Consider the following 25,381-nt stretch of genomic DNA (forward strand, 5'->3'; position numbering starts at 1 on the left):
ATGGAGATACCGTTATGAATGGAACTGATATTTTCGATTATATCGACGTCGATTCCTGCTTAAATTTACTTTCCTCTATGGTGCAGCATAAGAGTTATACAGAAACGGAAGGCGAACGATTACTGGCTGGCGTAATGCATGATCGTATGACCCAGTTGGGCATGAGCAGTGAATTACAGCCTGTTGTTGATGATCGAGTAAATGCGATTGGACGCCTTAAGGGCACAGGTGGCGGCGCTAGCTTGCTGTTCAACGGACACCTTGATACAAACCCAGCCACAGAAGGCTGGACGGTAGATCCGTGGTCAGGATTGATCGACGATGAATTCATTTATGGCATTGGCGTTTCTAACATGAAGGCAGGTGATGCCGCGTATTTCTGTGCCGTTGAAACCATTCTAAAAGCCGGTATTAAGTTGAAAGGCGATGTGGTTCTTAGTTTTGTTGTTGGTGAGCTTCAGGCTGGTATCGGAACGGTTCGTGCTATCGAACAAGGGCTTCGTGCAGACTATTTTATTAACAGCGAGCCTACGGATTTACAAGCACTCACAATGCATGCTGGTTCAGTGATGTTTGATATTGAGCTGGTGGGCGATACTCGTCACTTGTCTAAACGAGAAGAAGCCTGTGATGCCCTAGCGGCGGCCACTGTACTTGCTCAACGAATTAATAAACTCGTCTTTACGGGGGCAATAACACCGGATCAAATTGCCGTAAACCGAGGTCACGTGGGTTCATTGCGTGCTGGATTAGGTCGTGAATATCACGAATGGCGACCACCGCAAGTCGCCGATCAAGCCAAGCTAAAAGGGTCATGCCGTTATGGCCCAGGTCAAACCATTGAGAGTGTGACCAATGATTTAGAATTGTTGTTAGAAGCGCTTAAATTAGAGTTTCCAAAGCTTCAAACTTCACTTCGAGTCGGCGGACCAACGGAGAATGCTTTGCGCATGCCGCCGTTTGAAGTGTCTCGTGATTCTCGTATCGTTAAAACTCTGAATTCTGCGTTTGAATCGGTAATGGGATACGCTCAACCAACGGGGCCAATAGCGCCTGCGGCTTTCTTTGGAACCGATGCAGCGCATCTCGCTGCTGCGGGAATGGAAGGCGTTGTCTGTGGCCCCGGCGGTGAATTTAATACCATGCCAGATGAACGCGTACGCAAAGAACAATTCCTGAATTGCGTGCGGATTTACATCCTATGCATTATTGAAATCTGTGGTGTTAGCGAGTAACAACAACGCGTCGTAACTTATCCTAAGATAACGCCTTGAACGTTAAGTTGTCAGGTTGAATAAAAAAGCGGTTAGATATAAGACTCTAACCGCTTTTTTTGTGCTTGAACCTGCCATGTGATTGACATCATCTTCTTTGAATCACACAACCACAGATAACGGATCATTACGACACTGGCGCGAACCCTTCATGATCCGTTATCTGTGGTTTTAATCTGAAGGTTTATGTTTGCTAAACCTTCATTTAAATAGGTTTTTCAAGCTCGAATTGATTTCTTTTTCAAACTCATCCTTGGCTAATTTAATACCTTTTTCTTTTGCAATATCTAAGACGGAATCATAATCATTTAATTCTTTACATTCAAAGCAATTGATCATGTCCCCAGACTGATATTCTTTATTATCTTCAATCCTTAAAGGTGCATCACAAAATAAGCAAACCACCTCAATAGAATAACTGTTATCCATTTCCAGAACCTCCTTTAATAATTCCAATAATTAACCCAGATGCTCCAATAACCGAGCCCAAAAGCAAAAAAATGCCTTTGTGATCTTCAATATAATCCGATGTTTTTTTAAGGAGAGATCTATTTTCGCGCAATTCATTGGATTTTCGTTTTGAAGTTGCAACTCCCAATCCTTTGGTCGTTAATTTAAGGCCATTATGTGGACCGCTTCCCAAGTATGCATGTTCTAACCATTCTCTAGCATAGCATCGGTCAACTATTTTTTTCAGTTCATCTATAGGTACTTGTATTCCATACCTGTCATAAAGATCCTCTATTAATGCTTCATTAACGTCGAAGCGAACATGATTATGGCGATTACCGTTATCTTCACAAAGTTCAAGCATATGTATTAATAGTTTGTATTCATCCATAAATATTCATTCAAACCTCATAAATTTTAATATTTTATATGGTGCGTTATTACTCTCCATTAATTAATACTAAGGGGTTTTTAATTTTCCTGCTAGATTCAGTATATAAAACTATTTATTAATATATATCGTGACTTTTTACTCGCGAATAAAAACGGCAGATTACGGTCGTTCCTCCCTCATCTGCCCTACGTAATTATGTGTTTTTGATTTGACGATTTTCTAAGTATTTGAACGTGTCGGCTAAAGTATCGTGTGGTGTTTTCGGTTGGTAACCGAGTTCTTTTCTCGCTTTTGAAATGTCGTATTCTTGTTTCACGTTGAAGAACATGGTGACTTGGCTGGCGATCAGTTCAGCAGGTTTCCCGGTGATTTTTGCGCCTAATCCCAATACTCCCGATAATACGTACAACAACCATTTCGGAAAAGCTGGTGGTGTTTTGACTTTCAGGCCAATGGATTTCGCGGCTGTTAGTATCTCTTCTAAAGAAGAAGAATGATCGTTGGCGAGAATGTAGCGTTCCCCTGATGTGCCTTTTTCTGTCGCGGCAATCATGCCTTTTGCGACGTCACTAGGATCAACGAAGTTAAAAAAGAAGCTTGGGTTCATGGCCAGTTTATTGGTGCGGATATTATCAATAAATTGCATGGTATCGGTTAAACGACCGATGTTTGCGCCAACCATAGCGGAAGGAAGCACGGAAACCATCCATAAGTTATATTGCTTCGCCAGCTCCCACGCCCTTTTTTCAGATTCAATTTTGGAACGATAATAAGGATTGGATAAATCGTCATTCCAGTTCTTTTCTGTTAAAGGGGTACCGTCATGACCAATAGCTGCGACTGAGCTGACATAAACCACCTTCCTTACTTTGGCTTTTGCCGCTGCCGCTAGAACAATTTCTGTACCTTTTATGTTTGCCTGAACTATTTCTGTTTCTGGGTCTTTTGCCCAATGTTTAAAAACCGCGGCGACATGATAAAGCACATCCACACCAACTAAGGCTTTCTCCATGGAATCTCGATCTAGCATGTCGGCTTCAACGAGTTGACAGTCTAAACCAGACAAAATGCCTGCATTTCTGATGTCTCGCACGCCCGCACGAACCGTGTCTCCTTGTTTAAGAAGGTCTCGTACGAGATTATTGCCTAAGTGGCCGTTTGCGCCTGTGACTAAGCTGATATTTGCCATTGTATTTATCCTATATAAGTTACGATAAATAGCATGGTAAACCCAACCCTTAAGGGGCGAGTCAACAGAGGTTTCAATGTATTTTTTATTTGGGGTGAAGGGGTTCTAATTCAGGTGCCTGAGAAGACTTTTTGAAGCTCTGCTTGGAGGGATTTTAACCCACTGTCTTTTGCTTTTAAGGTTTGTTGCTCTGTTTTGATTTGATCTCTTTTACTGGTAATTAGGTCGTTGGCGAGATCGAGAGGAAAGCTCTGTTGTGCTTCTTTAGCAACAATCAAGGGCGTTAATTCAGCCAGTTTAATCCCTAAGCTTTGAGCGTGTTTTATGAGGGATATGACGACAATGTGGTTCTGATCGTAAACACGATAACTTCCTGAACGTTTAACATGCCGCAACAAGCCTATCTCTTCGTAGTGAAGAATGGCTTTTCTAGTTGCGCCCGTTAATTGGCTTACCTTTCCTATATACATACTCGATCGCCTCAAATTCAGAGACTTTCATAGTATGGGTAAGCATTTACTAACTCAAGGCTTATGCACCCAGAAAGCAAGAATATAAAGAAGAAGGCTGCTTCTTTAAAAGCTTTCGTAGTAAATGGCGGCGCGCTTGACTCCCAGTGCTTCCAACTCAGACGTTAGATCATTTAGAAAAGGGGTTGGACCACAAAGGTAGAAATCGGCATTGAGGTCGGGAACATAATGTTTAATGAGTTCTGCATTTATATGACCTTCTCTATCGTAATCTGTGCCGAGCGTGTCCTGCTCATTGGGTTGGCTAAAAACCACATCAAGCTGTAATGCTTGGTGTTGGCGGTGACACTCTCTGACTTCATTCAGTAAAGGTGCATCTTTGCCATTTCGTGCACCATAAAGGAAGTACACAGGCCACGACTTTTGCGTCTGAGTCAGTGAGTACAGCATGCTTAATAAAGGCGTGATGCCGATACCTGCACTGATTAATACAATCGGTCTGGTGGCGTATTTGAGAGTGAAATCGCCATTGGGTTTTCGTGCCTCAATGATATCGCCTACTTCAATGTGGTCATGTAAATAACTTGAACCTATGCCTTTGTCTTCTCGCTTCACACTGATTCGATAATAATCATCTATTGGTGAGTTAGAAAGAGAGTAAGTACGTTCGATAGGTGGCTTGCCTTCGGATAGAGGTAACTGTATTGGTAAATGTTGGCCAGCATAAAAGCGAGGAAGCGTTTCTGCACTCATTGGTTCTGCTAAAGCTAACTCGAATGAAGTAACAGAATTACTCTCGATTGTTTTTTTGATAACACGCAATCCACCTTTGATACTGTTTTGTAAGCTCCAGCGTAAAGGCAAAACAGCATTCAGTTGCACCACTTCATCTATCTCAATGTTTAACAGTCGATGCGCGCCAGGGTGTTCTTGAATTTTTTCTGAATCCCAATCAATGTCCACCCGTCCTGTTATTTGCAGCATATTGCCTTTTTCAAAGTCCAGAAATAGCAAACCAACTAAAGGGTTGAGTATTAAATTGCCTATGGTGTTGAAAAAATTATTGCCAGAATAATCGGGAAGTACCAATTGGTGCTCATTGAGCACCTTCATAAAACCGGGGGAACCACCGCGATGAGAAGCATCCATACCGTTTGATCTATGCTCACCTTCTTCCTTGTAACCACTACCAATAAACAAAGTATCGGCGGATGAAATCCACTTTTGCATGGATTCAGTTAATCTACTGTGGTGCGTTGAGCTCATCTCATTGGTGTTAGTTTCGGTATATTCCCAGACACGTTCTGAAATATATTGAGGGCAATTTCCAAAGGATTGGGACACTTTGAAAGTGATGCCTTGCTCGTTTTTACTCGCTATCGAACCTGTTGCTCTGTTGCGACGGCGATTACTCAGTTCAATACCAATCAGGCCAATGTCTGTGCCTTCTACAAAGGCTTCTTCTAAGGCATCGCCTTGAATCGGCTGGGTGGCGAAATGCAGTGTTTTATCATTAGGGAAGTGCATAAAACCTTGTTTACCCGTTAATAACGTCACCCAAGGTTTGCCCTTTTTGTCCGTTGCCGATACGACGGCGAAAGGAAGTTCACTGAAAAAAAGTCGATGTTGTTCTATGAAAAAAGGACGAATCGCTTTGGCTCCCCAATGAGCCATTTCTTCATGCATACCCACATGTTTCTGTGCCTGAATTTCGCCCTTATGGAAAGCTGAAGGCGTAGTATTCATGGTATTAAGATTGCTATTGGGGAGCGTCATAAAACTTTCCTTTAAAGCTTGATTAACTCAAGGCGAATGTTGCCAGGAATACGACACATCATGTGCTCTATTCCACTGTCATCTAATGCTTCTGGTGCGAATTCAATGGTGACATCATCACGAGCAACCAACTGTTCGTGTAGTTCTGCTAATACTGTCGTCTCTGCAACGCGCAATGCAAAATGGTGTAATCCAAGATTGGCTTTGCGGTCAAATGGTGTTGCTGTTGCAGGATCTTCTGCTTGCCAAAGAGTCAGCATGATGGTGCCATCGCTCACAAAAATAGCGGGATAAGCGGATACTTCTTTTACTTGTTTAAAGCCAAGAGCCTCAATGAAAAATGTACTTGCTGCTTTTACGTCAGAAACCGTAAGACCTAGATGATGTATACCTTGAGTATGAGTCATTGTTTGTTCCTTATTGATTATTCATCAGGGTAAAATATAACCGTTATAATTATATTATAGAGGTTATATTATATTTCCTGTTATAACCTGTAAAGGTGTTTTATAATGGTTATCATGAAAAATCATAAAAGATCCTTTATCCATGTGGGTAACCATCTCGCTATGGACCTGATAAATACTCAGTTTGAATGTCATGGAGAAGCCGTTAATCTGCTCTCTTGTTATGATGACCTGTGCCAATGGGGCACTGAGGTGGGTATTGAGTTAGAAGCCAATAATGACGATTCAGAAATGGACTCTGTTTGGTTACTAAGAGATGCGATAAAAACACTGATGACAAATCGGATTGATCAACAAGTGCTTTCTAAAGACGCAATAGACGTTGTGAATAAGTATTTGTGTCATGCACCCACTCAGCAACAATTACTGACGATTGGTGAAGACGTCACGCTACAGTCTTTATATCAGACGCTAACACTTGATCAATTGCTTGGGAAAATAGCCAAAGAAGCGGCTGAATTATTAACCTCGCCACAAAGCCAACAAATCAAATCTTGCTCGAACGAGAAATGCATTCTGTTATTTTTGGATACATCCCGTTCGAGAAAACGCCGATGGTGCAGCATGGAGCGTTGTGGGAATCGAGCAAAAGCGGCGAACTTTTATCATGCGAATAAAGACGCTTGAAGCTCAATCCATATATTTTCCATCCACCAATACTTAATACCTTTCTCCTTCAGACGATATCAAACTTTTAATAGTATGCATGCACCTTATCATTCTTCCAATATTGATACTAAAAAGCTTTTTGTTTCTCTATCACGTCCAATACGTCAAACAGTGATTATTTAGACTGGGTCAGTTGTCTAGGTTCAAAGCTCGATGGTTGAAAGAATTTTTCGGGACGAATCTCAATTTACAAAAAATCTTCTATTATTTGCATTAACAATAGAAAGCCAGAAGTAACACATCATGGATAGTTCGCGCCAGTGTCGCTTTTGTTATCAAGTTAATATGTGTTGCTTCTGGCTTGCCGTAACTAGAAAATTGCGAGGTTGCTATACAGCTGTATTCCTGCGATTTTTAAGCAGTAAGACGATGAAATAAGCGCCGCCTAAAATCGTCACCATAGTGCCTGCGGCTAAATGGTTAGGATAAATAATGGTTTGACCTAGCCAATCTGACGCTTGTAACAGTGTTGCTCCTAATAAAGCGGATAACGACAGTTGCATAAGTACCGTTCGTGCTCCGAGTAAACTGGCTAAATGTGGCGCTACAATACTGATGAAAGCAATGGGGCCGAGCAATGCGGTTACTGTGGCACATAACGCTGCAGCCAGTATTAATAGCAATACAAAGGTCGGTTTAACTGCAATACCTCGTGCTGCGGCCGCCATTTTTCCCATCGACATTAACGTTAACCAGCGGTGTAAACTAAGAGTGATCAATATAAACACGCTTGAGCAGGCCATGAGTAGAATGGCTTGGTCTGGTGTCACTCGATAAGTAGACCCTGCTAACCAGCGTAAAATGTCATAAATTTCTTCTGTACCCTTTAATAGACTAAATTGAACAAATGTTTCTATTAGCGCTGATAATGCCACGCCGGTTAATATCATCGGCGCGGGAGAAAATCGAAATTTCCTTCCTAATAAAAGTAAAAGAAACAACACACTCATGCTGCCAGAAAAGGCGATAAGTGGCCCTAACTCTCCTAAGCGGATACCAAAGAAAGCACTGCAACCAACCATGGCAAGTACGGCGCCTGCAGACAATCCCAGCAAGTCTGGGCTGGCGAGTGGATTATGAATCAGTCTTTGCATAATTACGCCTGAAACAGCCATGGCTGCGCCCGCTGCGAGGCTTGCTATTAACCTAGGCCATTTCAATTGCCAGCTGAAAGCGTTTGGCCAGTGGAGTACATATTGGTTTTGTTGAAAGTGAGAAAACACACCTAATAAAATCACAGCACTAAAAACACCAAATACCATGAATAAGCGGTTTTGGGTAAACGCTTGTTTTCTTGCCATAGCTTGGAAGCTGCTGTTATCAGCGTGGTTTAAACGTTGTCGAATTAGCCAAATTAGCAATGGTGCGCCAAGTAATGCGGTGGTTAATCCTGTCGGAACAATATCAAAGCTAAATAAACCAATAATCAAGGCGAGATTATCAGACATAATTAATAAGGTAGCTCCCAGTAAACTGGACCAATACAGCTCAGAAGTGGCCGTTCTTGCCCCAACTAGCCGTGCAAGGTTTGGGGCCACTAAACCTAAAAAACCAATGATGCCTACCATGGTAATTGCAGCGGATAATATCCAAAGCCCTGCGATCATTAAAATGAGGAATAAAGCCGTAACGTTTAATCCTCGTCCTGCTGCACCACTTTGTCCTAATTTAAGTAAGGTGAGAGGTTTACCAGCATAAGCCAATATGGCAACACCGATTAAACAATGGGGCCACAGCCACTGAACCTTATCCCAGCCGTTTTGACTTAAATCTCCAGCGCCCCAAATAAACAAATTTTGGGCGTATTTCTCATTTAATAAAATGAGTGCTGTGGTAATTGCTCCAAATAGTAAATTGACCGCCATGCCAGACAGTACAATGGATAAACCCGTAAGCTGTCGAATCCCGCTGATTAATAACACCAAAGCCAATGCGAGCAGTGAACCTGTCATAGCCGCCATTGCTTGGAAATGTGTTTGCCCTTCTGGCCAAAAAATGGATAGAACGATTAACCCAAGCCATGCGCCGCTAGAGGTGCCAAGTGTTGTGGGTGACAACAAAGGATTGCGAGTGAGCTGTTGAATGACACTGCCGATTAAGCCAATACTTGCGCCAACTAATAGCGCCATAACGAGTCTTGGTAAGCGAGCATACGCCCAATCGACTCGTTCAAAGTCTTGTGCAATAAGGCTTTGAGGAATACCACCGGTAACTATTCCCCATTGAGTCGAAAAACTTAAGTTTGTGTCTATTTGCAAAAATATAATAGTAAAAAAGCACAGAACGAAAATCGCTCCGCATTGTAATGCTGTGCTGGGCAATCTCATTATTTATTCGCCAGCTTGAGCAAAGCATCTGTCATGGCTTCTGCTAAATATTGTAACGACATCGAGCTACCATACGTCCAGGTTGATTCAACTGATGCGACGTTACCTTGTTGTACAAATGGCATGGCTTTCCATAAAGGTGAAGCGTTTAGTTTTTCTTCTTCGTAAAACGGTTGGAAGTACAGCAAGATGTTTTGATCGACCGTGCGTAAGAACTTTAACCGTTTTTGCTCCAGCCCCCATTGGCTGTTTTTGATTGTTAGCGCATTTTGTATACCGAGTGCTTCCAACGCATATTGAGGCATGGAGTTTCCGCCATAAACATAGGCAGACGTTGTGTTGGCAAAGCGCATGGTGGCGACTTTTGGTAAACCATTCGGAAAAGCGTGTTCGAGTTGAGTTTTAAGGTACTTGAACGCTTCATCTCGTTGTTGCAGCTTTTTGACAGCGACGGCTTCTTTGTCTAATAGTATTGCAAGTGTCATGAAGTCTTTATCGACTTGCTCTGCATTATTGTGATCTGCTTGGTAGCTATCAAATAGAACGACGGGAGCAATCTTTTCCAATGTTGATTTTATGTCTTTTAATTCGGCGCCAATTAAAATGACATCAGGCTTCAATTCAACGAGCTTTTCTAAATTCGGCTCTTCACGTACACCTAGGTCTTCTGTTGATGCTGGAATAGCAGGTCGCTTTACCCACTCTTGATAGCCTTTCATATCACCAACAGCAATAGGCGTCACACCCAGTTCTATAACACTTTCCGTAAGCCCCCAACCTACGGCTGCAACACGCACCGGTGTTTCTGAAAATACTTGTTCACCTAGGCTATCTTGAATGCGAATCTCTGCATAACTTAGGCTTGATAGACTTAATATGAGAAGAGGAAATAATCCTTTAATAAGTGAAAATTTAGAAGTAAGTACTAACATACGATAGCTACCTTGGAGTTGTGTTTTGGGTGGTTAATTAATGACATAGGAATGCCGTATAAGTCTTTTAGGCGATCTGGTTGCATGATCTCTTCTGGTGATCCTTGAAAGAAAACTTCGCCTTTTTTCATAGCCAATATGTGATCTGCGTAGCGTGCAGCCAGATTAATATCGTGCAGAATTAATATCATTCCCTGCCCTGTTTCTCGGTTTAAGGTTTGTAATAAATTCATTAATTCGTATTGATGAGCAACATCTAATGCCGAGGTAGGTTCATCTAATAGCAATACGGGAGACTGCTGTGCGAGTAGCATTGCGATCCATGCTCGTTGACGCTCGCCGCCTGATAAGTCTTCTATACATTGTTTGGCATGATGACGAATACCGACCTGATCAATCGATTGTTCAATGATGTTGTTATCTTCGTTTTGCAACCTCCCCCATGTTCCTCTCCAAGGGAAACGACCAAGCTGCACAAGCTCTTGCACCGTTAACCCTGAAGACGCAGGTAATTGCTGTGGTAAAAATGCTATTTGTTGGGCCAAGGTCCTCTGTGAAAACTGACTGAGAGTTTGTTTGTTAAAGGTAATGTGCCCTTCATCAGGCACTAGTTGGCGAGCAAGGCACTGCATTAAAGTCGTTTTACCTGAGCCATTGTGACCAAGAATGACACACAGCTTGTCGCTGGGAAGCTCTAAATGAGGGATGTTTAAAATCTGTCGTTGGTTGCGTTCGACGCAGACGTTAGTTAATTCGAACATCTTGTTCCTTGTGTATTTTGTTCTTTTTGTGGCGCGGGCATTCTGCGCATAATTCACCATCATCACGACGATAATGTAGGCAACAACTGCGACGGGTAAAAGTGAGTACAGATTCTTCGTGGTACATACGCTCTATTGGTGTGAGCGGTAAACCAAGAGTGTGTGCCCACAAGGTATATTCTTCTTTGATGGCTCTTTCATTTTCATAGGTAGAAGGTTTTTCCTCTACGTCATGGAAAGCCATTTGTTGAGCGACCAACATCGACGTCATGAATTGGTCGGCCAGCAAGGCTTGATACAAGACTTGTCGACCTCCAAATTGTTTGAGGTGCTCTTCTTGTAAAGCATTGAATAAGGTTTTGAGCTGAGCCGCTGCAAATTCTACTAATTGCTGATGATCACCAGAAAACCAATTCTCATCATTTACTTCATTAGGAAGAGCATAGCCCGCGATATAAGCGGCTTGCTGGTTTTGATGTAAACGACTTAAGGAATTGGGTACAAGCTTAAGGTGGTAGACACAGATAAGTGCCAAATAGATAGGCTGCCAACAGCTTAATCCCCACGACCGTACACGCCAATAAGGCACACCCGCTTCCGGATGTGCCTTATTGAGTTCTCGATGCAAATTTGCCAAGAAGCCTTCTGTCGAATGAATCGACAGAAGGCTTTCATTGGTAATCAAATCTGTATCTAGTTCTCTTCCTTGAAGAACGGAGATACAGGCTTTGCTAGTTTTAAACAGATGCTCTAAAGGGCTTTTCATCTCATTCATTTTGATTTTTAGAACTCATAGCGCCCGCTTATTTCGAAAGACCTATCGGCCCCAAACCAACAATTAGAGGTGTCGTAGCATGTGTAATAGGTTTCATCAAAGGCATTGGAAACAGCAAAACTAACACTTGCACCTTTCCAATTAGCTGATAGCTGAGACAAGTCATAGCCGACAGATAAATCGACAAGTGTATAGGAAGGAACGGTATCGGAATTAGCTGCATCAACTTGAGTTTCGCCAATATATCGTAATCCTAAACCGAAATTAGAACCTGCTAATTTGCCTTGTTGTGGCTGATAAGATAACCATGTGCTAAGTAGCTTTTCCGGTGTTCTTATTGGTGTGTTTCCAACAATAGCGTTTGTTGAGTCTTTGGTTATTTCAACATCTTGTAGGGTAAGAGCAACCGCAAGGCTAATTTCTGACGTTAGTGCTTTTTGAAGATCTATTTCAAGACCTCGAGAGCGAGCTTCCTCGACTTGTCTTGTGACATAGGTGCTAGTCGTTGGCGTTAGAAAGTTATCCTTAATGATTTCATATGCTGTAATACCAGCATTGAAGCCATTTGCTCTGTATTTAATACCAGCTTCTAATTGATCCGACATGGATGGCTCGTTAACATTGCCACCACTGTCTGAACCACTTAAGGCTTCAAAGCTTTGTGAGTAACTGACAAAAGGTGATAGACCGTTTTCGAATTCATATAATGCGCCTATTCGACCAGTAAACTCACTTGCATCGACTGTATCTGTTGCACTAGCGCCGTATTTCGTACCGCTCTCTTCATAGTCATATCGATCATAGCGTCCGCCAACGATGAAGACCCATTGATCTAAACGAATTTGATCTTGTATATAGAAACCGAGTTGCTTTCTCTCAATTGTGAAGTCACTGCTATAACCTGATGCCGCAAAATCCAAGCTACTGAAGGTGATTTGTGAATAGTCTGGGTTATAGATATCAATCGTTGGAGCAACCGCATCTTCATATTTAATATCAGATGTTAAGGTAAGATAATCTAAGCCAAATAATACGTTGTGCTCAGCTTCACCCAGATCAAAAACGGCAGAGAGTTGGTTATCAATATTAAACCCTTCTGTCGATTCATCGGTTAAATAAGCTCGACGATTTAAGGTGCGTTCGTCACTGTCTAAGCTCGTTGAATAGGTATTTTCTTGGTAGGCTTCAGCAAGGGTTACACGAGAATTTTGTAAGAAACTCCACGTATCGTTGATTGTATGGTCTAGCTTGTAACCGAATAGTAAGACTTCTCGCTCGTAGCTGTCCCAGTTGTCATCGCCTACGTAAGCGTCTGAGCTTAGTTGTCCATTAGAGTTATTGTAAACCGTGCCTTTGGAAGGTAATGCTGAGTAAACTCCCATACTTGGATCATTTTGATAATACATATTTACGTTCAGTAGCGTGTCTTCACTGATTTTAATATCAAGTGATGGCGCTATCATGATGCGCTCTTCATCAGAGGTAACCGCTTGCCCTTCTTTTTGACGAACTAGGCCAACTACTCGGTAATTAACACTATCGCTGATGGACCCTGTACTATCGAATTGAACTTCTTTTTTATTGTCGCTGCCAAGAGATACCTCAATACTATTGTGAGCCTCTTCTTGTGGGGATTTACTAATCATGTTGACCATTCCACCAGTAGCGGTTGCACCATATAAGGTTGATGAAGGTCCTTTGAATACTTCAATTTGTTCAACTGCTGCACTGTCAATTTGTGGTTGAATATTCCAACCATTGAAAAGTAGTTGAAGACCGTCGTAATAGGCGATGTTATTACTAAACCCACGAATATTGAAAAAATCAAAACGTGTAATCGCACCACCACGTAGTTCAGTATGAACGCCAGATGAATAACGTAGTGCTTCAGAAAGACTTTCTACACCTCTCTCTTCTAGTTCTTCACTTGTAACAATTGAAATCGGCTGAGGTGTCTCTTCAGAGTCAAGCTGAGTTTTTGTCGCCGTGTTACGATAAGTCTGGCCTTTTACTTCCAGTGTATCCAATACGCTTTCTTCAATTATATTTGTATCTTGTTCAGCGGAATAAGTCATAGATGAAGCAGTGGCAATAGCGACTGCTATTAATGTAGGTTTGAAATATTGTGATCGTTTCATTCGGGCTCCAAGAATACAATATAGATGATATTGAGAATGGATCTCATTCTATTGATTGCCGCGGGAAGAAACTTAACCTTTTGGTGCATGATTAGTTTAAATTATTCAGATTGCTTAGAATTTTCTAGAATCAGGGATTCGTCTAGGTTCGATCGGAAGCCAATACTCCATGTAACTGTCTTTACTAGCAGGATCGTAATTTGGTGAATAGAGCTCTAGTTCAAAGCCAGCAATACTTGAGTAATTAGATTCAGGTAGCCAGTGACCAATAAACCACTCTACTGCAGATTCTAATGCACTGATTTCACCATGCACTGGAATAACTGCGTATTCTTGTTCTGGAATGTTTAATATTTCCATTCGTTTTTGTTGTGCTTCACTAGGATAGCCAGCCCAATACAAAAGCTGTTCTGGTCGCTCGGTTTGCTTTCGGTTATCAATGACGCCAATTGGATTGTCCATTAAACAGTTAATATTTCTTGTTTCAATGGCTTGCCAAAGCGCGCGCCAAACTTGTGGAACTCGTTCTATAAAATCCGGTTTTTCAGAAAAGGGTCCATATATCCAATCGGAACTTCCAGTAATGCTAAACGCTGCTCGATTTTCAATACGGATTTGAGTAAATGCAGTGGGAGTAATCCATGTACGTTTTGGTGTGCTGTATTTAAGCGGTGTTCTAAGCCCGATTCTTTTGCCCCTTTGACGATATTCTCTTGGTGAGCATTGAAACATTTGCTTAAACGCCCTGCTGAAACTTATCTCAGACTCAAATCCACAGGCTAAAGCAATTTCTAGGTGCCTACTTTGGTTTTCTAGTAGCAGTTCTGCTGCATTACTTAATCGAAGTTCTCTAACATATTGTGCAACAGTGAGACCTGTCGCATTGCCAAATACACGTTGGAACTGCCAACGAGACCAGCAACTTTTTTCAGCCAAGTTAGTCACGTTAATCGGCTCATCCAGATGTTCATGAATGTAGTCCAATACTTTTTCAATACGAGTTAATGTGGCTGTTGTTGGCATAAGTTTTTGTTGTCAATGATTCTCATTTGTTTTGGGGATTGTACCTGAAGAACTTTCACTATACATCTAAGAATGATGACTTTTTGTACACGTATAGTTTAAAGGGAGAAAGAAAATGACGGGCTAATAAATAAGAACTTAGATAAATAGTTCTTATTTATTAGTGTATAAAAAAGGAGTAAGTGCTCACAAACTGTATGTTTCTTTTAAAAAGAGACTAAGAAAATTTATGCAAAGTCGCAATAGTGAAAGCAGCTAGGTCTGTGTAAACGTCAAATGGAATGTCTATTTTCTTATATTGAGTCTCGCGGCCTTTTCCCGTTAATACTAATACTGGGGAGCATCCACGTGCTGCGCCCGCTAGGAGGTCTCTCAAAGAGTCTCCAACCATAATCGCTGGGTGTTCTTGGAATGATAAACCAAGTTGAGTTTCAATCGCCTCTATCATTCCGCTCTTTGGTTTACGGCACTGGCAATTGTCGTCTGGCCCATGCGGACAATATTCGATACCTGAAATAACACCGCCTTCTGCTTCTACCAAATTTTTCATCTTATTGTGCATTGCTTGCAGCGTTGCTTCGTCATAATAGCCACGAGCGATACCTGATTGATTGGTCACAACAAATATTTGAAAACCTGCTTTGGATAGCGCCGCGATAGATTTGATACTGCCAGAAATTGGCTGCCATTCATCGACGGATTTCACATAGGCGTCAGAGTCTTTATTGATGACACCATCTCTGTCTAACAAAATAATAGGTTTGATTCGCGCCATGGGAATGCCTTTTTGTGAAAGTAATAAATTGGAAATAATGATCAATTATAAAGCGTTGGCCAATATAAGTTGTTACTTGCTTTCGCCAATATCTGCAAAGGAAGCATTACGGCAAGCTGAGCTAAGGTCTTTTGGAGTTAAGCCAATATCTAAACCTCGTTGTCCACCGCTGACATAAACGGTTGGATGAGATAGCGCACTCTGATCGATGCAAGTCACTAAGCTTTTCTTTTGTCCAATAGGACTTATGCCGCCAACTAAATAGCCTGTTAGTCGTTCAGCTACTTTCATGTCTGCCATGTGCAGTTTCTTGACACCGAATGCGTTCGCAGCACGTTTTAAATTCAGTGTACCAGTAACCGGTACTATACAAACAAAGAGATTTTTATCGTCGCTTACGAGTAGTGTTTTAAACACACAGGCAGGATCTAAATTGAGTTTTTCAGCAGCCTCTTCGCCAAAATTAGCGCAGTTATGGTCGTGTTCGTACTCATGAATACTAAATAGAACCTTTTTTTTCTTGAGTTGGTTTATGGCTGGTGTCATTTATTCTGACCTTATTTTTGCCAAAACATCGGTGTAAATAATACTAATAAAGTAAATACTTCTAAACGTCCAAGCAGCATAGAGAAACACAACATCCATTTTGCAGGATCACTAACACTAGAAAAACTTGATGACACGTCACCTAAACCAGGCCCAAGGTTATTCAATGTAGCAGCTACTGCTGACCATGCTGTCACCTGATCCAAACCTGTCGCCATTAAACCAATCATCAAAATAACGTAGACCATTAGATAGGCGGAAAAGAATCCCCATACTGCAGATACGACTCTTTCCTGAATCGCTTTACCGCCAACTTTTACAGGGATGACGGCATTAGGGTGGATAAGGCGTTGAATTTCTCGAACCCCTTGCTTGAGGATAAGTAGAATACGAATTACCTTCATTCCGCCGCCAGTAGAGCTTGCACAACCACCAACAAAAGATGTGACGATTAATAAGAAAGGCAAGAAGTGCGGCCAGCTGGCAAAGTCTGATGTACTAAAACCTGAGGTAGTAGCAATGGAGACACTTTCGAATACAGCGTAACGTAGGGATGTGCCCCAATCAAATGTTGAAGTCATCGCCAGTACTAAGGTGGATAAGATTACTGTGCTGAATAAAATTAATAAAAAGAAGCGCGCTTCAGGGTCTTTCAAATAGTGCCAAACACTTTTGTGACGCCAAGCGAAAAAGTGCAAAGCGAAGTTGAAAGCAGAGACAATCATAAAGAAGGTACATATCATCTCGATGGCAACACTATTGAAGTAACCAATACTTTCGTCGTGGGTAGAGAAACCACCAATCGCCACCGTCGAAAAACTGTGACAAATAGCATCGAACAAGCTCATGCCAGCGATCCAATACCCAAGTGCACAGACGCTTGTTAGTGTTGCGTATATGTACCAAAGTGCCTTTGCTGTTCCAGCAATTCGAGGGGTAAGTTTTGTATCTTTTACTGGCCCAGGTGCTTCCGTACGGTAAAGCTGCATGCCACCGATACCTAGCATTGGCATAATTGCCACGGCTAATACGATGATACCCATGCCGCCTAACCAGGTAACAAGCTGACGGTAGAATAGAATAGATTTAGGTAAGTCATCTATTCCCGTTAATATGGTAGCTCCTGTTGTTGTGAAACCAGAAATAGATTCGAACAAGGCGTCTGTGAAGCTAAGATCGGGACTCTCTGCCAAGAAAAAAGGTACTGAACCAAACAAGCCTAATACCGTCCAGAATAAAACAGTTACCAAGAAACCATCTCGAATTTTTAATTCTCCACGAGCATTCCTTACCGGGAACCAAAGTAAAAAGCCACCCAATAAGTTAATGCCTAGAGCGGATAAAAAAGCATTTAGTGCGCCATCTGCATAAATCAAAGATACGATAATTGGAGGAATTAGCGACACGCTAAACACCATAACCAATAAACCGATGACACGTAAAATAACACTAAAATGCATACTGGGTTCCTAGATCCTGACTGACTAAAATTGAACAACTAAGTCAGGAACTTGTTTTAATAATATTAAAAAGTAAAAATCAGAAAAAGCTCAAACCGACTTGAAAGAGTAGCTCTACTGCAGGGATTTGTTTTTTGTTTGTTACAAAAATAATTACGTGATCTTCTGCCTGAATTACTAAGTCACCAGTCGCAATAATCAAATCTTCTTCACGAACAATAGCTCCAATTGTCGCACCTTCAGGTAAATTCAAGTTGGCAATACTGCGCCCCACTACCTTTGATGAACGGTAATCGCCATGCGCTACTGCTTCTAATGCTTCAGCAGCACCCTTACGCATAGAATGTACATTCACCACATCACCACGACGAATGTAACTTAACAAAGAACCAATGGTTGTTTGTTGAGGTGAGATAGCGATGTCAATCATGCCTTCTTGAACTATGTCTACGTAGGCAGGATTGTTAATAATTGTCATAACAGTACGAACGCCCAATACCTTAGCTAACATTGACGACATGATATTTGCTTCGTCATTGTTGGTCAGAGCACAAAACACATCAGTAGATTCAATGTTTTCTTCAAGCAACAACTCTTGTTTAGAGGCATCACCGTTTAACACTATGGTGTTATCTAAGGTCTCAGATAGATATCGGCAACGTTCTGGATCACGCTCAATGATTTTTACTCGGTATTCTTTTTCTAAACTCTGTGCCAAGCGTTCGCCTATGTTGCCACCACCTGCAATGATGATGCGACGATAAGGTGTATCAAGTGGACGTAACTCACTCATGACATCTAATACGTCTCGTTGTGCGGTTAGGAAAAATACTTCGTCATTAGCTCGTATGTGAGTATTGCCATCAGGAGAAATAGATTGACCTTCTCTATAGATCGCAGCAATACGAGTTTGAATAGATGGCATATGTTCTTTTAAGAAGCTGATAGGCTGATCAATAAGTGGGCCACCCTTTTCTGCCTTCACAACAACTAATTGAACCTTGCCTTCAGCAAATTCCATTACTTGTAATGCACCAGGGTAACGAATCAATCGACTTAAATGTTTGGTAACTTCTTTTTCTGGACTGATTCGAACATCCATTGGTAACGCTTGGTCGCAAAAAAGCTCTGGATATTTAGCATATGCGCTTGATCGAATACGGCCAATCTTCGTCGGTGTTTTAAATAAGGTATGAGCAACCTGACAAGCTACCATATTGGTTTCGTCTTGGTTGCTTACTGCAATCAGCATGTCAGCATCATTACAGCCGGCTTGTTCTAATACATCAGGATGTGAACCACTGCCTTCGACTGTTTGTATGTCGAGTCTATCTTGAAGTTCTCTAAGGCGATCTGAGTCTTTATCAATGACTGTGATGTCGTTGTCTTCACTTGCCAAATTTTCTGCCAGTGTGGCGCCAACTTGGCCCGCACCTATGATGATAATTTTCATATACTGCCTTAGCACTGAAGTACTAAATCTTAAGAGTCGATTGATGGATAAAGTTGTGTGGATGCAAACGAATAATTGTTCGCTCTACAATGGTTTAAGTGTACCCATATAAAAGCAATAATTTAACTTGATTCGAAAAATACTCGTAATTATTTTCTCAGTTCGACCTACACCTAACCATTAATTTAACCTTGGTTCTTAATACGTTCATTATGACCCACATTGGGTTATAAAAAATGCCCAGAAAACTGTGTTTCATGTGAAACAATTTACCGGACATTTGTGGATAACTGCTTATATTTCCGATTTTTTTCTGTGTCTAATCTAAGTATGCAATAACTTACTAGAGTTGGAATTTATAATATGAGTCGTTTACATGTTAAGTAGATGTTTTTTGTAGCAAGCAATAATAGAATCCATCATGGCTTTCTAATGTAGGAAACATTTGTCGACCATGACTTACCTCTGTTCCCCATTCAATCTTTGCATCATTATTGAGTGTATTTAGTTTTACTTCATTAGCATCTGACTGTGCTTCAAGAAACTGATGTACTTGCTGCTCATTTTCTTCAGGCATTAAAGAGCATGTCGCATACAACATAAAGCCACCAGGCTTTAATGTTTTCCATACCTGAGTCAATATTTCACGCTGAATAACGATCAATTCGTTTATGTCGGCAGGCTTTCGATTGATTTTGATATCCGGATTTCTACGGATGACACCTGTTGCTGAACAAGGGACATCTAATAAGATTTTATCGTACTGCTCGCCTTCCCACCAAGCATCCAAATCACCTGCATCAGCACAAATCAAATGTGCCGAATAACCTAGGCGCTCTAAATTTGATTCAATTTTTTCCATACGCCATGGTTCAAGTTCAACTGCCGTTAACTCAACTCCTTTATTTTCAGAGTTATTTCCCCTCTCTAAAAGGTGTCCTGTTTTTCCTCCTGGTGCTGCACAAGCATCTAATATTTTTTCACCAGGTTTAGGAGAAAGGATATGTGCAGATAACTGAGCCGCTTCATCTTGAACGCTAGCAAAGCCTTCTTCAAAATCAGGTAACTGACTAACTCGAACGGCTGTTTGTAGATACAAAGCTGATGTTGAAAACTTTCCAATCTCAGATTCTATACCCTTATCTTTAAGCATTTTTTGATATGTTTCACGTGAAACGCGACTTTCATTTACGCGTATGCACATTGGTGGATGCGTGTTACTTGCTTCAATGATTTGCTCTAGGTCATCAGGCCAGTGTTTATTAATACGTTTAACAAGCCACTTTGGTTGGTTGTACTCAATTGATGGCATCGACGATAGATTGTCTAAGATTTCATGTTCTTCACGTTGATAGCGACGTAGTACAGCATTCATTAGTTTTGTTGCCCAATCTTTTTTTAGGAGACGGCAAGCTTCTACGGTTTCATGGACAGCTGCGTGATCTGGCGTGTTCATATAGGTCAATTGATATAAACCTAAAAGCAAGGTTGCATATAGATCTGTGTCCTTCTCTTCAAAAGGATGAGCCAACAAACTCAAAGCTACGCTGTTCAATGTTGGGTATTGACGACATACGCCGAAGCATAGCTCTTTAAGTAGAGGTATATGTTCATTAGCAACGTCTGTTTGATGGCGAGCAAGTTGGGTGCTGAGTGAGCCATGTTCTAGCAATATGTTCGTAATAACTTTTATAGCGACTTGGCGAGCGCTGTGCTGAATAGACAATACTTCAGAAGGTGTTGCGCTGTATGGAATTGGGTTTGATGTAGTCATAATATTTGCTCGGTAAGGCTAAAGTGTTGGCGTGCTGTTTGAAAATGTTTGACGAATCTCTAATACGCCTTTGTGTTTACCGTTCAATGCGTCCTGAACTTTCATTCGTTTGCCACCAGCGAATTGAACTTCAGTAATGAGAATGGAACCCTTCGCAGTGGCAACTACAATGCCGTCTTTGCTCACCACAACGATTTCACCAGGACAATTTGAATCGTCACTTACGTCTGATAGCTGAACAGTATGAATCTTCATGATGCCAGTAAGACTGTTTGTGTAGGCCCCCGGCCAAGGAGATAAACCTCGGACTTGTCTTTCAATTTCTGCTGCAGACAGTGACCAATCAATATTACCTTCCTGCTTAGTCAGTTTTGCCGCGTAACAGGTTTGGCTTTCATCTTGCTGTTCTGGTATCAAAGCACCTTGTTTTAATAATTCTAATGCCTCGATTAATGCTTCGCCACCAATGGTCGCTAAGCGATCATGAAGCGTCGAGAAAGTATCTGCAGGTGTGATATCACAATGGCTTTTTAACAGCATATCACCAGTGTCTAAGCCCACATCCATTTGCATGATGGTTATGCCTGTTTCTAAATCTCCAGCGATTAGAGCTCTGTTGATAGGTGCAGCACCACGCCAACGGGGTAGCAAGGACGCATGAACATTAATGCAACCAAGCTTAGGGGTATCGAGTACAAGCTTAGGCAGAATTATTCCATAAGCAGCGACTATCATAATGTCGGCATTAAGTGCTTTGAGCTGATCCTTGTCTTCATCTTGCTTGAAGTTCAATGGCTGAAAAACAGGGATGCTGTTCGCGATTGCCAATTGCTTAACAGGGCTTTGAACTAGCTTTTGACCTCGTCCAGCTGGGCGATCTGGTTGAGTGTAAACGCCTACTAACTCATATTGATTTTCTGCTTTTTGTTCTAGTAGTGCTTGCAAGCTTGTCGCTGCGAATTCAGGAGTACCTGCGAAAACAATGCGAAGTGGAGATGTTGGCATAAAGGTTCCTTAACAAAAAATCAGGCCAAGGCCTGATTTTAAATACGTATGTTAATAATCTAGAGGTTTAGAAATATCTAGTCGAGTTCGTAAGACTGGTTTTATTGGCCTTCTTTTAGGGCTAATTTATGAGCTTTTTCTAACTTGGTTTTGATACGGTTGCGTTTTAACGGAGACAGATAATCGACCATAAGTTTACCATCAAGGTGATCTATTTCATGTTGTACACAAACCGCCATAAGCTGATCGACATCTAATTCAAATGGTTTACCATGACGATCTAAAGCTTTTACTTTTACTTTAGCGGCACGATAAATATGCTCGTAGAAGCCAGGGACAGATAAACAACCTTCTTGGCATTCATTGGCTTCATCATCTAATACTTCGAATTCAGGATTGATGAAAACAAGTGGTTTGTTATGCTCTTCAGAAAAATCCATAACCACAAGACGGTAATGGTAATCCACTTGAGTCGCTGCTAATCCCAAACCATTTTCATCGTACATGGTATCTAGCATGTCATCGATTTGAGTTTGTAATGCATCAGTGAATTCTGTAATAGGCTCAGCTACTTTGCGTAAGCGCTTATCTGGGTATTCAAGTACGGTTAAAACAGTCATGATCTTTTCCAACGATGTGTCTTTTTTCATGAGAGGAGACGGTCTCTCCTACTCTTTTCATTTTTTTATTATAACGCAACTCTGCCTATTGAGCAGTCTTCTAATGGCGGTTTTTTGTGCAATATGATTGAATGACTTTTATAGCAAAGACTATTTGAACGAAGCAAGGAATGCTTAGTTCTGATTTCTATCAATGAGCTTGATACGTGAGAGTATTGGCGAGTAAATCTTTTATTAAGTGTGACGATATTCTGTCATGCATATGCGCAAGGAAGCGGACTTATTATGAATACATCTAGATCAGCAGGCTTAACTGAAACCGATTGGCTTTGCCTTAGCTTTTTATCTGGCATTGGCCCTTCTCGACTCTCTCGACTTTATACCTATTTAGATAACTTACAAACACCAGAGTGTGAAATCAATCATCAAGAAACTGAAAGCCTAAAAGATACTGACTCTCAAAATTGGCTTAGTCTCACACCACCTATTCTTGATATAAGTCGTTCATTATTTGAAAGCGACTCCTCAGATATTCTCAATTATAACGTATTAAAGGCCTTGAAATGGCCTGACATTACAGCTCGAGAAGCGATGGACTATTTATCTAATACGACACTCACAGATGAGCAAAAGATAAAGCGTGATAAAACCTTATTATGGCTAGAAGATGCTAATCACCATTTAATACTTCGAGAGAGCAAACTTTATCCCAAAGCATTAAAAGAGATACATGTAGCACCTGCATTTCTTTATGTAGAAGGTGAACAGAAAGCATTAATGCTTCCAAAAATTGGTATTGTTGGAGCGCGAAAATGCACCCATTACGGACGCGATGCAACTTTTCAATTTGCAGAACAATTATCTAGTCGCGGGGTCTGTGTTGTTAGTGGTGGTGCACTTGGTGTTGATACGGCCGCCCATCAAGGTGCACTTCATAAGAAAACAACACCAACTATTGCTGTCATGGGGACGGGATTACAGCATCGTTACCCCAATCAAAACTCGCGTCTTTTCGAGGATATATTGGAGCAAGGTGGCGCGCTAATAAGTGAATGCCCACTTACTACTAGCCCCAAACCTCACCTATTCCCTCCACGTAATAGAATTATTAGTGGGTTAAGTATGGGAGTGCTAGTGGCCGAAGCCTCTCTTAAAAGTGGTTCTTTAATTACGGCGAGTTATGCGGTACAACAAAATCGAGAGGTGTTCGCTTTTCCAGGCCGGCTATCAGATCTACAGTCAGAGGGTTGTCATCAATTATTGAGACAAGGAGCGACCTTAGTTCGTAATGTTGATGAAATCTTAGAGGAATGTTCCGCCGCACTTGATGCATCAAAGGTTTTTTCTGAGGGTACTTCTTCAGAGATGGTTAAAGGAAAATCAATTTCTGCTTTGCCTGACACGCTTTCAAATGAGGCTAAAAGTGTCGCTGTTTTATTAGAAAAAGAAGTGACTCCGCTAGATTTCGATAGTCTTATTCGCCATACCGAAATGAATGCTGGCGCAATGATGCAGGTTTTAATGGAATTAGAACTATCGGAGTGCGTGATGAATCGTGAAGGACTTTACTATCGCAGTTAGAAATTTATAGCATTGAATAGAAATAATATGGGCAAATATAGAGCTCTTATTAAGAACTCTATATTATTGCCTAGTCCTTAATTACTACTCTTTATCACTAAAGATATCGTGTTTAAGTTGTTTTATGTCTCGGCGTTCTTTTTTATTAGGTTTATGATCTGCCATTATTCGACCACCATAGGATTTGTTTTCAAGGGCGCGACGCTCACGCTTCTCGATTGAACCTGGCGTTTCCTCATAAAGCAACTGAGCCTCTGGTGCGCCACGACGTTGAGCGCTAATCGCTTTGATCTCAATAATCTTTTCATCCCAACCAACTCGTATTCCAATCAAGGCTCCGAGTTCCACATTACGGCTCGCTTTGCCTTTACTGCCATTGTAAGAGACCTTGCCACCGTCTATTGCATCCTTACAAAGTGAACGTGTTTTGTAAAATCGTGCGGCCCATAGCCACTTATCTAAACGAACGGCTTGTGGTGTAGACTGCTTTTCTGCTTTACTCATAAGTCTGTTTTACTCATTAAAAATACATTGACGCTATTTTGTTGTCATATTTGAGGCTGTCATGAAGGACGTTAATACACACCCTACTTTCCAAGCTCTTCAAAAAATCATACACGATGCTGCCGATGTGATCATGGATATTTATCAACGTTCAGATTTAGGTATCGAACAAAAGTCTGATGACAGTCCTGTCACGGCGGCAGACCTTGCTGCGCACAATGTCATATTAGCAGGCTTGCAGTCACTTACACCTGATATTCCAGTTTTGTCTGAAGAAGGTGTAGTGGCGTTTGAAGAGCGTTCTCAGTGGCCAATGTTATGGGTTGTTGATCCATTAGATGGCACGAAGGAATTTATTAAGCGTAATGGTGAATTCAGTATAAACATCGCTCTTGTTGAAGATGGTGAACCTATTCTTGGTATGGTCTATTTACCAACGACAACAGAAGGTTACTTTGGTGTGACTCGTCCATGGAGAGGTCTACCTGTGGGTGCCGTAAAATGGCAAGGTGATGAATATGAAAGCATTAATGTACGAGAGCCTCGTGAACCCATTATTGCAATGACCAGTCGTAGTCACGGGCCTGCATTGCCAAAAGACCTGAAAGCAACTTTGAAGTTAACCTATGAACAAGTCCGAGAATTACCAAAAGGCAGTTCAATAAAGGGTTGTCGTATTGCAGAAGGTATTGCGGATTTACATTTACGTCGTGGGCCGACAAGTGAATGGGACACTGCTGCTCAGCAAGCTATTATCGAAGCTGCTGGCGGAATGTTAGTGACACCAACCGGAAAGCCTTTTCGTTATAACCAGCGTGAGACTCTTCTCAACGGGCATTTCTTTGTATCTGGCCCTGAAATCGCTCCAACTGTAATTGACTGGTATAAAAAAGATTGATGTGTATAAAAAAAGACTAAAGCGTGGCCTTAGTCTTTTTTTTGCATTCCCTTTTTATGTCTATAACCAATTAGAATTTTTAGACACTACACCGAACCATGTTTCACGTGAAACACGCAT

At 41.4% G+C, this 25,381-nt stretch carries 24 protein-coding genes; 4 read left to right on the plus strand and 20 right to left on the minus strand.

The genetic code is table 11. The features are described 5' to 3' along the window. Positions 1-14 precede the first annotated feature (14 nt). A complete protein-coding gene (locus IF202_RS06075) occupies positions 15-1,235 on the plus strand; it encodes a M20 family metallopeptidase (protein ID WP_191593998.1) in 1,221 nt (406 codons plus the stop codon). Between the two features lie 240 nt (positions 1,236-1,475). Here the strand turns inward: IF202_RS06075 and IF202_RS06080 are convergent, their stop codons facing one another. The 6 genes from IF202_RS06080 to IF202_RS06105 all read right to left on the minus strand — a co-directional run bounded on the left by IF202_RS06080 (position 1,476) and on the right by IF202_RS06105 (position 5,960). Continuing rightward, a complete protein-coding gene (locus tag IF202_RS06080; RefSeq protein WP_191593999.1) occupies positions 1,476-1,703 on the minus strand; it encodes a hypothetical protein in 228 nt (75 codons plus the stop codon). Further along, positions 1,696-2,115, minus strand: a complete 420-nt coding sequence (locus IF202_RS06085) for a hypothetical protein (RefSeq protein WP_191594000.1) — start codon at positions 2,113-2,115, stop codon at positions 1,696-1,698. The genes IF202_RS06080 and IF202_RS06085 overlap by 8 nt, the downstream gene beginning before the upstream one ends. A gap of 196 nt (positions 2,116-2,311) precedes the next feature. After that, positions 2,312-3,307 (minus strand): NAD-dependent epimerase/dehydratase family protein, encoded by a 996-nt coding sequence (locus IF202_RS06090; protein WP_191594001.1) that lies wholly within the window; start codon positions 3,305-3,307, stop codon positions 2,312-2,314. Positions 3,308-3,417: 110 nt separating this feature from the next. Then, complete coding sequence (locus tag IF202_RS06095) at positions 3,418-3,777, minus strand: MerR family transcriptional regulator (protein ID WP_191594002.1); 360 nt, start codon at positions 3,775-3,777, stop codon at positions 3,418-3,420. 105 nt (positions 3,778-3,882) lie between these two features. After that, positions 3,883-5,553 carry an FAD-binding oxidoreductase gene (locus IF202_RS06100; RefSeq protein ID WP_191594003.1) on the minus strand — a complete coding sequence of 557 codons (1,671 nt, stop codon included), beginning with the start codon at positions 5,551-5,553 and terminating at the stop codon, positions 3,883-3,885. Between the two features lie 11 nt (positions 5,554-5,564). Further along, positions 5,565-5,960, minus strand: a complete 396-nt coding sequence (locus IF202_RS06105; RefSeq protein ID WP_191594004.1) for a VOC family protein — start codon at positions 5,958-5,960, stop codon at positions 5,565-5,567. Between the two features lie 105 nt (positions 5,961-6,065). Here IF202_RS06105 and IF202_RS06110 point away from each other — a divergent pair, with 105 nt between their 5' ends. Further along, a complete protein-coding gene (locus tag IF202_RS06110) occupies positions 6,066-6,647 on the plus strand; it encodes a CGNR zinc finger domain-containing protein (protein ID WP_191594005.1) in 582 nt (193 codons plus the stop codon). A 371-nt stretch (positions 6,648-7,018) separates the two neighbouring features. Here IF202_RS06110 and fhuB read toward each other — a convergent pair whose 3' ends face one another. The 13 genes from fhuB to def all read right to left on the minus strand — a co-directional run bounded on the left by fhuB (position 7,019) and on the right by def (position 22,278). Beyond that, on the minus strand, positions 7,019-9,016 hold the full coding sequence (fhuB, locus tag IF202_RS06115) for a Fe(3+)-hydroxamate ABC transporter permease FhuB (protein ID WP_191594006.1): 1,998 nt from the start codon (positions 9,014-9,016) through the stop codon (positions 7,019-7,021). After that, the gene (locus IF202_RS06120; protein WP_191594007.1) at positions 9,016-9,948 is read right to left on the minus strand and encodes an iron-siderophore ABC transporter substrate-binding protein; all 933 of its coding nucleotides are present in this window, start codon (positions 9,946-9,948) and stop codon (positions 9,016-9,018) included. The genes fhuB and IF202_RS06120 overlap by 1 nt, the downstream gene beginning before the upstream one ends. Further along, a complete protein-coding gene (locus IF202_RS06125; protein WP_191594008.1) occupies positions 9,942-10,709 on the minus strand; it encodes an ABC transporter ATP-binding protein in 768 nt (255 codons plus the stop codon). The genes IF202_RS06120 and IF202_RS06125 overlap by 7 nt, the downstream gene beginning before the upstream one ends. Continuing rightward, positions 10,693-11,475 (minus strand): siderophore ferric iron reductase, encoded by a 783-nt coding sequence (locus IF202_RS06130; RefSeq protein WP_191594009.1) that lies wholly within the window; start codon positions 11,473-11,475, stop codon positions 10,693-10,695. Before IF202_RS06130 ends, IF202_RS06125 begins: the two co-directional genes overlap by 17 nt. Positions 11,476-11,492: 17 nt before the next feature. Next, positions 11,493-13,622, minus strand: coding sequence for a TonB-dependent siderophore receptor (locus IF202_RS06135; RefSeq protein WP_191594010.1), 2,130 nt, complete (start codon positions 13,620-13,622; stop codon positions 11,493-11,495). Positions 13,623-13,736: 114 nt separating this feature from the next. Next, positions 13,737-14,645 (minus strand): AraC family transcriptional regulator, encoded by a 909-nt coding sequence (locus IF202_RS06140; RefSeq protein ID WP_191594011.1) that lies wholly within the window; start codon positions 14,643-14,645, stop codon positions 13,737-13,739. Between the two features lie 217 nt (positions 14,646-14,862). Continuing rightward, complete coding sequence (gene gmhB / locus IF202_RS06145) at positions 14,863-15,420, minus strand: D-glycero-beta-D-manno-heptose 1,7-bisphosphate 7-phosphatase (protein ID WP_191594012.1); 558 nt, start codon at positions 15,418-15,420, stop codon at positions 14,863-14,865. 72 nt (positions 15,421-15,492) lie between these two features. Then, entirely contained in the window at positions 15,493-15,966 is a 474-nt protein-coding gene (gene ybaK, locus IF202_RS06150; RefSeq protein ID WP_191594013.1) for a Cys-tRNA(Pro) deacylase, read from the minus strand. Positions 15,967-15,977: 11 nt separating this feature from the next. After that, positions 15,978-17,426: a TrkH family potassium uptake protein gene (locus IF202_RS06155; RefSeq protein ID WP_191594014.1), complete on the minus strand. Its 1,449-nt coding sequence runs from the start codon at positions 17,424-17,426 to the stop codon at positions 15,978-15,980. 79 nt (positions 17,427-17,505) lie between these two features. Next, entirely contained in the window at positions 17,506-18,879 is a 1,374-nt protein-coding gene (gene trkA, locus IF202_RS06160) for a Trk system potassium transporter TrkA (protein WP_191594015.1), read from the minus strand. 379 nt (positions 18,880-19,258) lie between these two features. Then, positions 19,259-20,653, minus strand: coding sequence for a 16S rRNA (cytosine(967)-C(5))-methyltransferase RsmB (gene rsmB / locus IF202_RS06165; protein ID WP_191594016.1), 1,395 nt, complete (start codon positions 20,651-20,653; stop codon positions 19,259-19,261). 18 nt (positions 20,654-20,671) lie between these two features. Continuing rightward, on the minus strand, positions 20,672-21,658 hold the full coding sequence (gene fmt, locus IF202_RS06170) for a methionyl-tRNA formyltransferase (RefSeq protein WP_191594017.1): 987 nt from the start codon (positions 21,656-21,658) through the stop codon (positions 20,672-20,674). Between the two features lie 101 nt (positions 21,659-21,759). Further along, entirely contained in the window at positions 21,760-22,278 is a 519-nt protein-coding gene (def, locus tag IF202_RS06175; protein WP_191594594.1) for a peptide deformylase, read from the minus strand. Positions 22,279-22,563: 285 nt separating this feature from the next. On the opposite strand from def, the gene dprA reads away from it, so the two are divergent. After that, positions 22,564-23,859, plus strand: coding sequence for a DNA-processing protein DprA (dprA, locus tag IF202_RS06180; protein ID WP_191594018.1), 1,296 nt, complete (start codon positions 22,564-22,566; stop codon positions 23,857-23,859). An 84-nt stretch (positions 23,860-23,943) separates the two neighbouring features. On the opposite strand, the gene IF202_RS06185 is transcribed toward dprA, so the two are convergent. Further along, positions 23,944-24,363, minus strand: a complete 420-nt coding sequence (locus IF202_RS06185) for an RNA-binding S4 domain-containing protein (RefSeq protein WP_191594019.1) — start codon at positions 24,361-24,363, stop codon at positions 23,944-23,946. Between the two features lie 61 nt (positions 24,364-24,424). On the opposite strand from IF202_RS06185, the gene cysQ reads away from it, so the two are divergent. After that, on the plus strand, positions 24,425-25,261 hold the full coding sequence (cysQ, locus tag IF202_RS06190) for a 3'(2'),5'-bisphosphate nucleotidase CysQ (protein ID WP_191594020.1): 837 nt from the start codon (positions 24,425-24,427) through the stop codon (positions 25,259-25,261). Positions 25,262-25,381: the final 120 nt, after the last annotated feature.

The organism is Marinomonas colpomeniae (genome assembly GCF_014803385.1).
GTDB classification, from domain to species: Bacteria; Pseudomonadota; Gammaproteobacteria; order Pseudomonadales; family Marinomonadaceae; genus Marinomonas; species Marinomonas colpomeniae.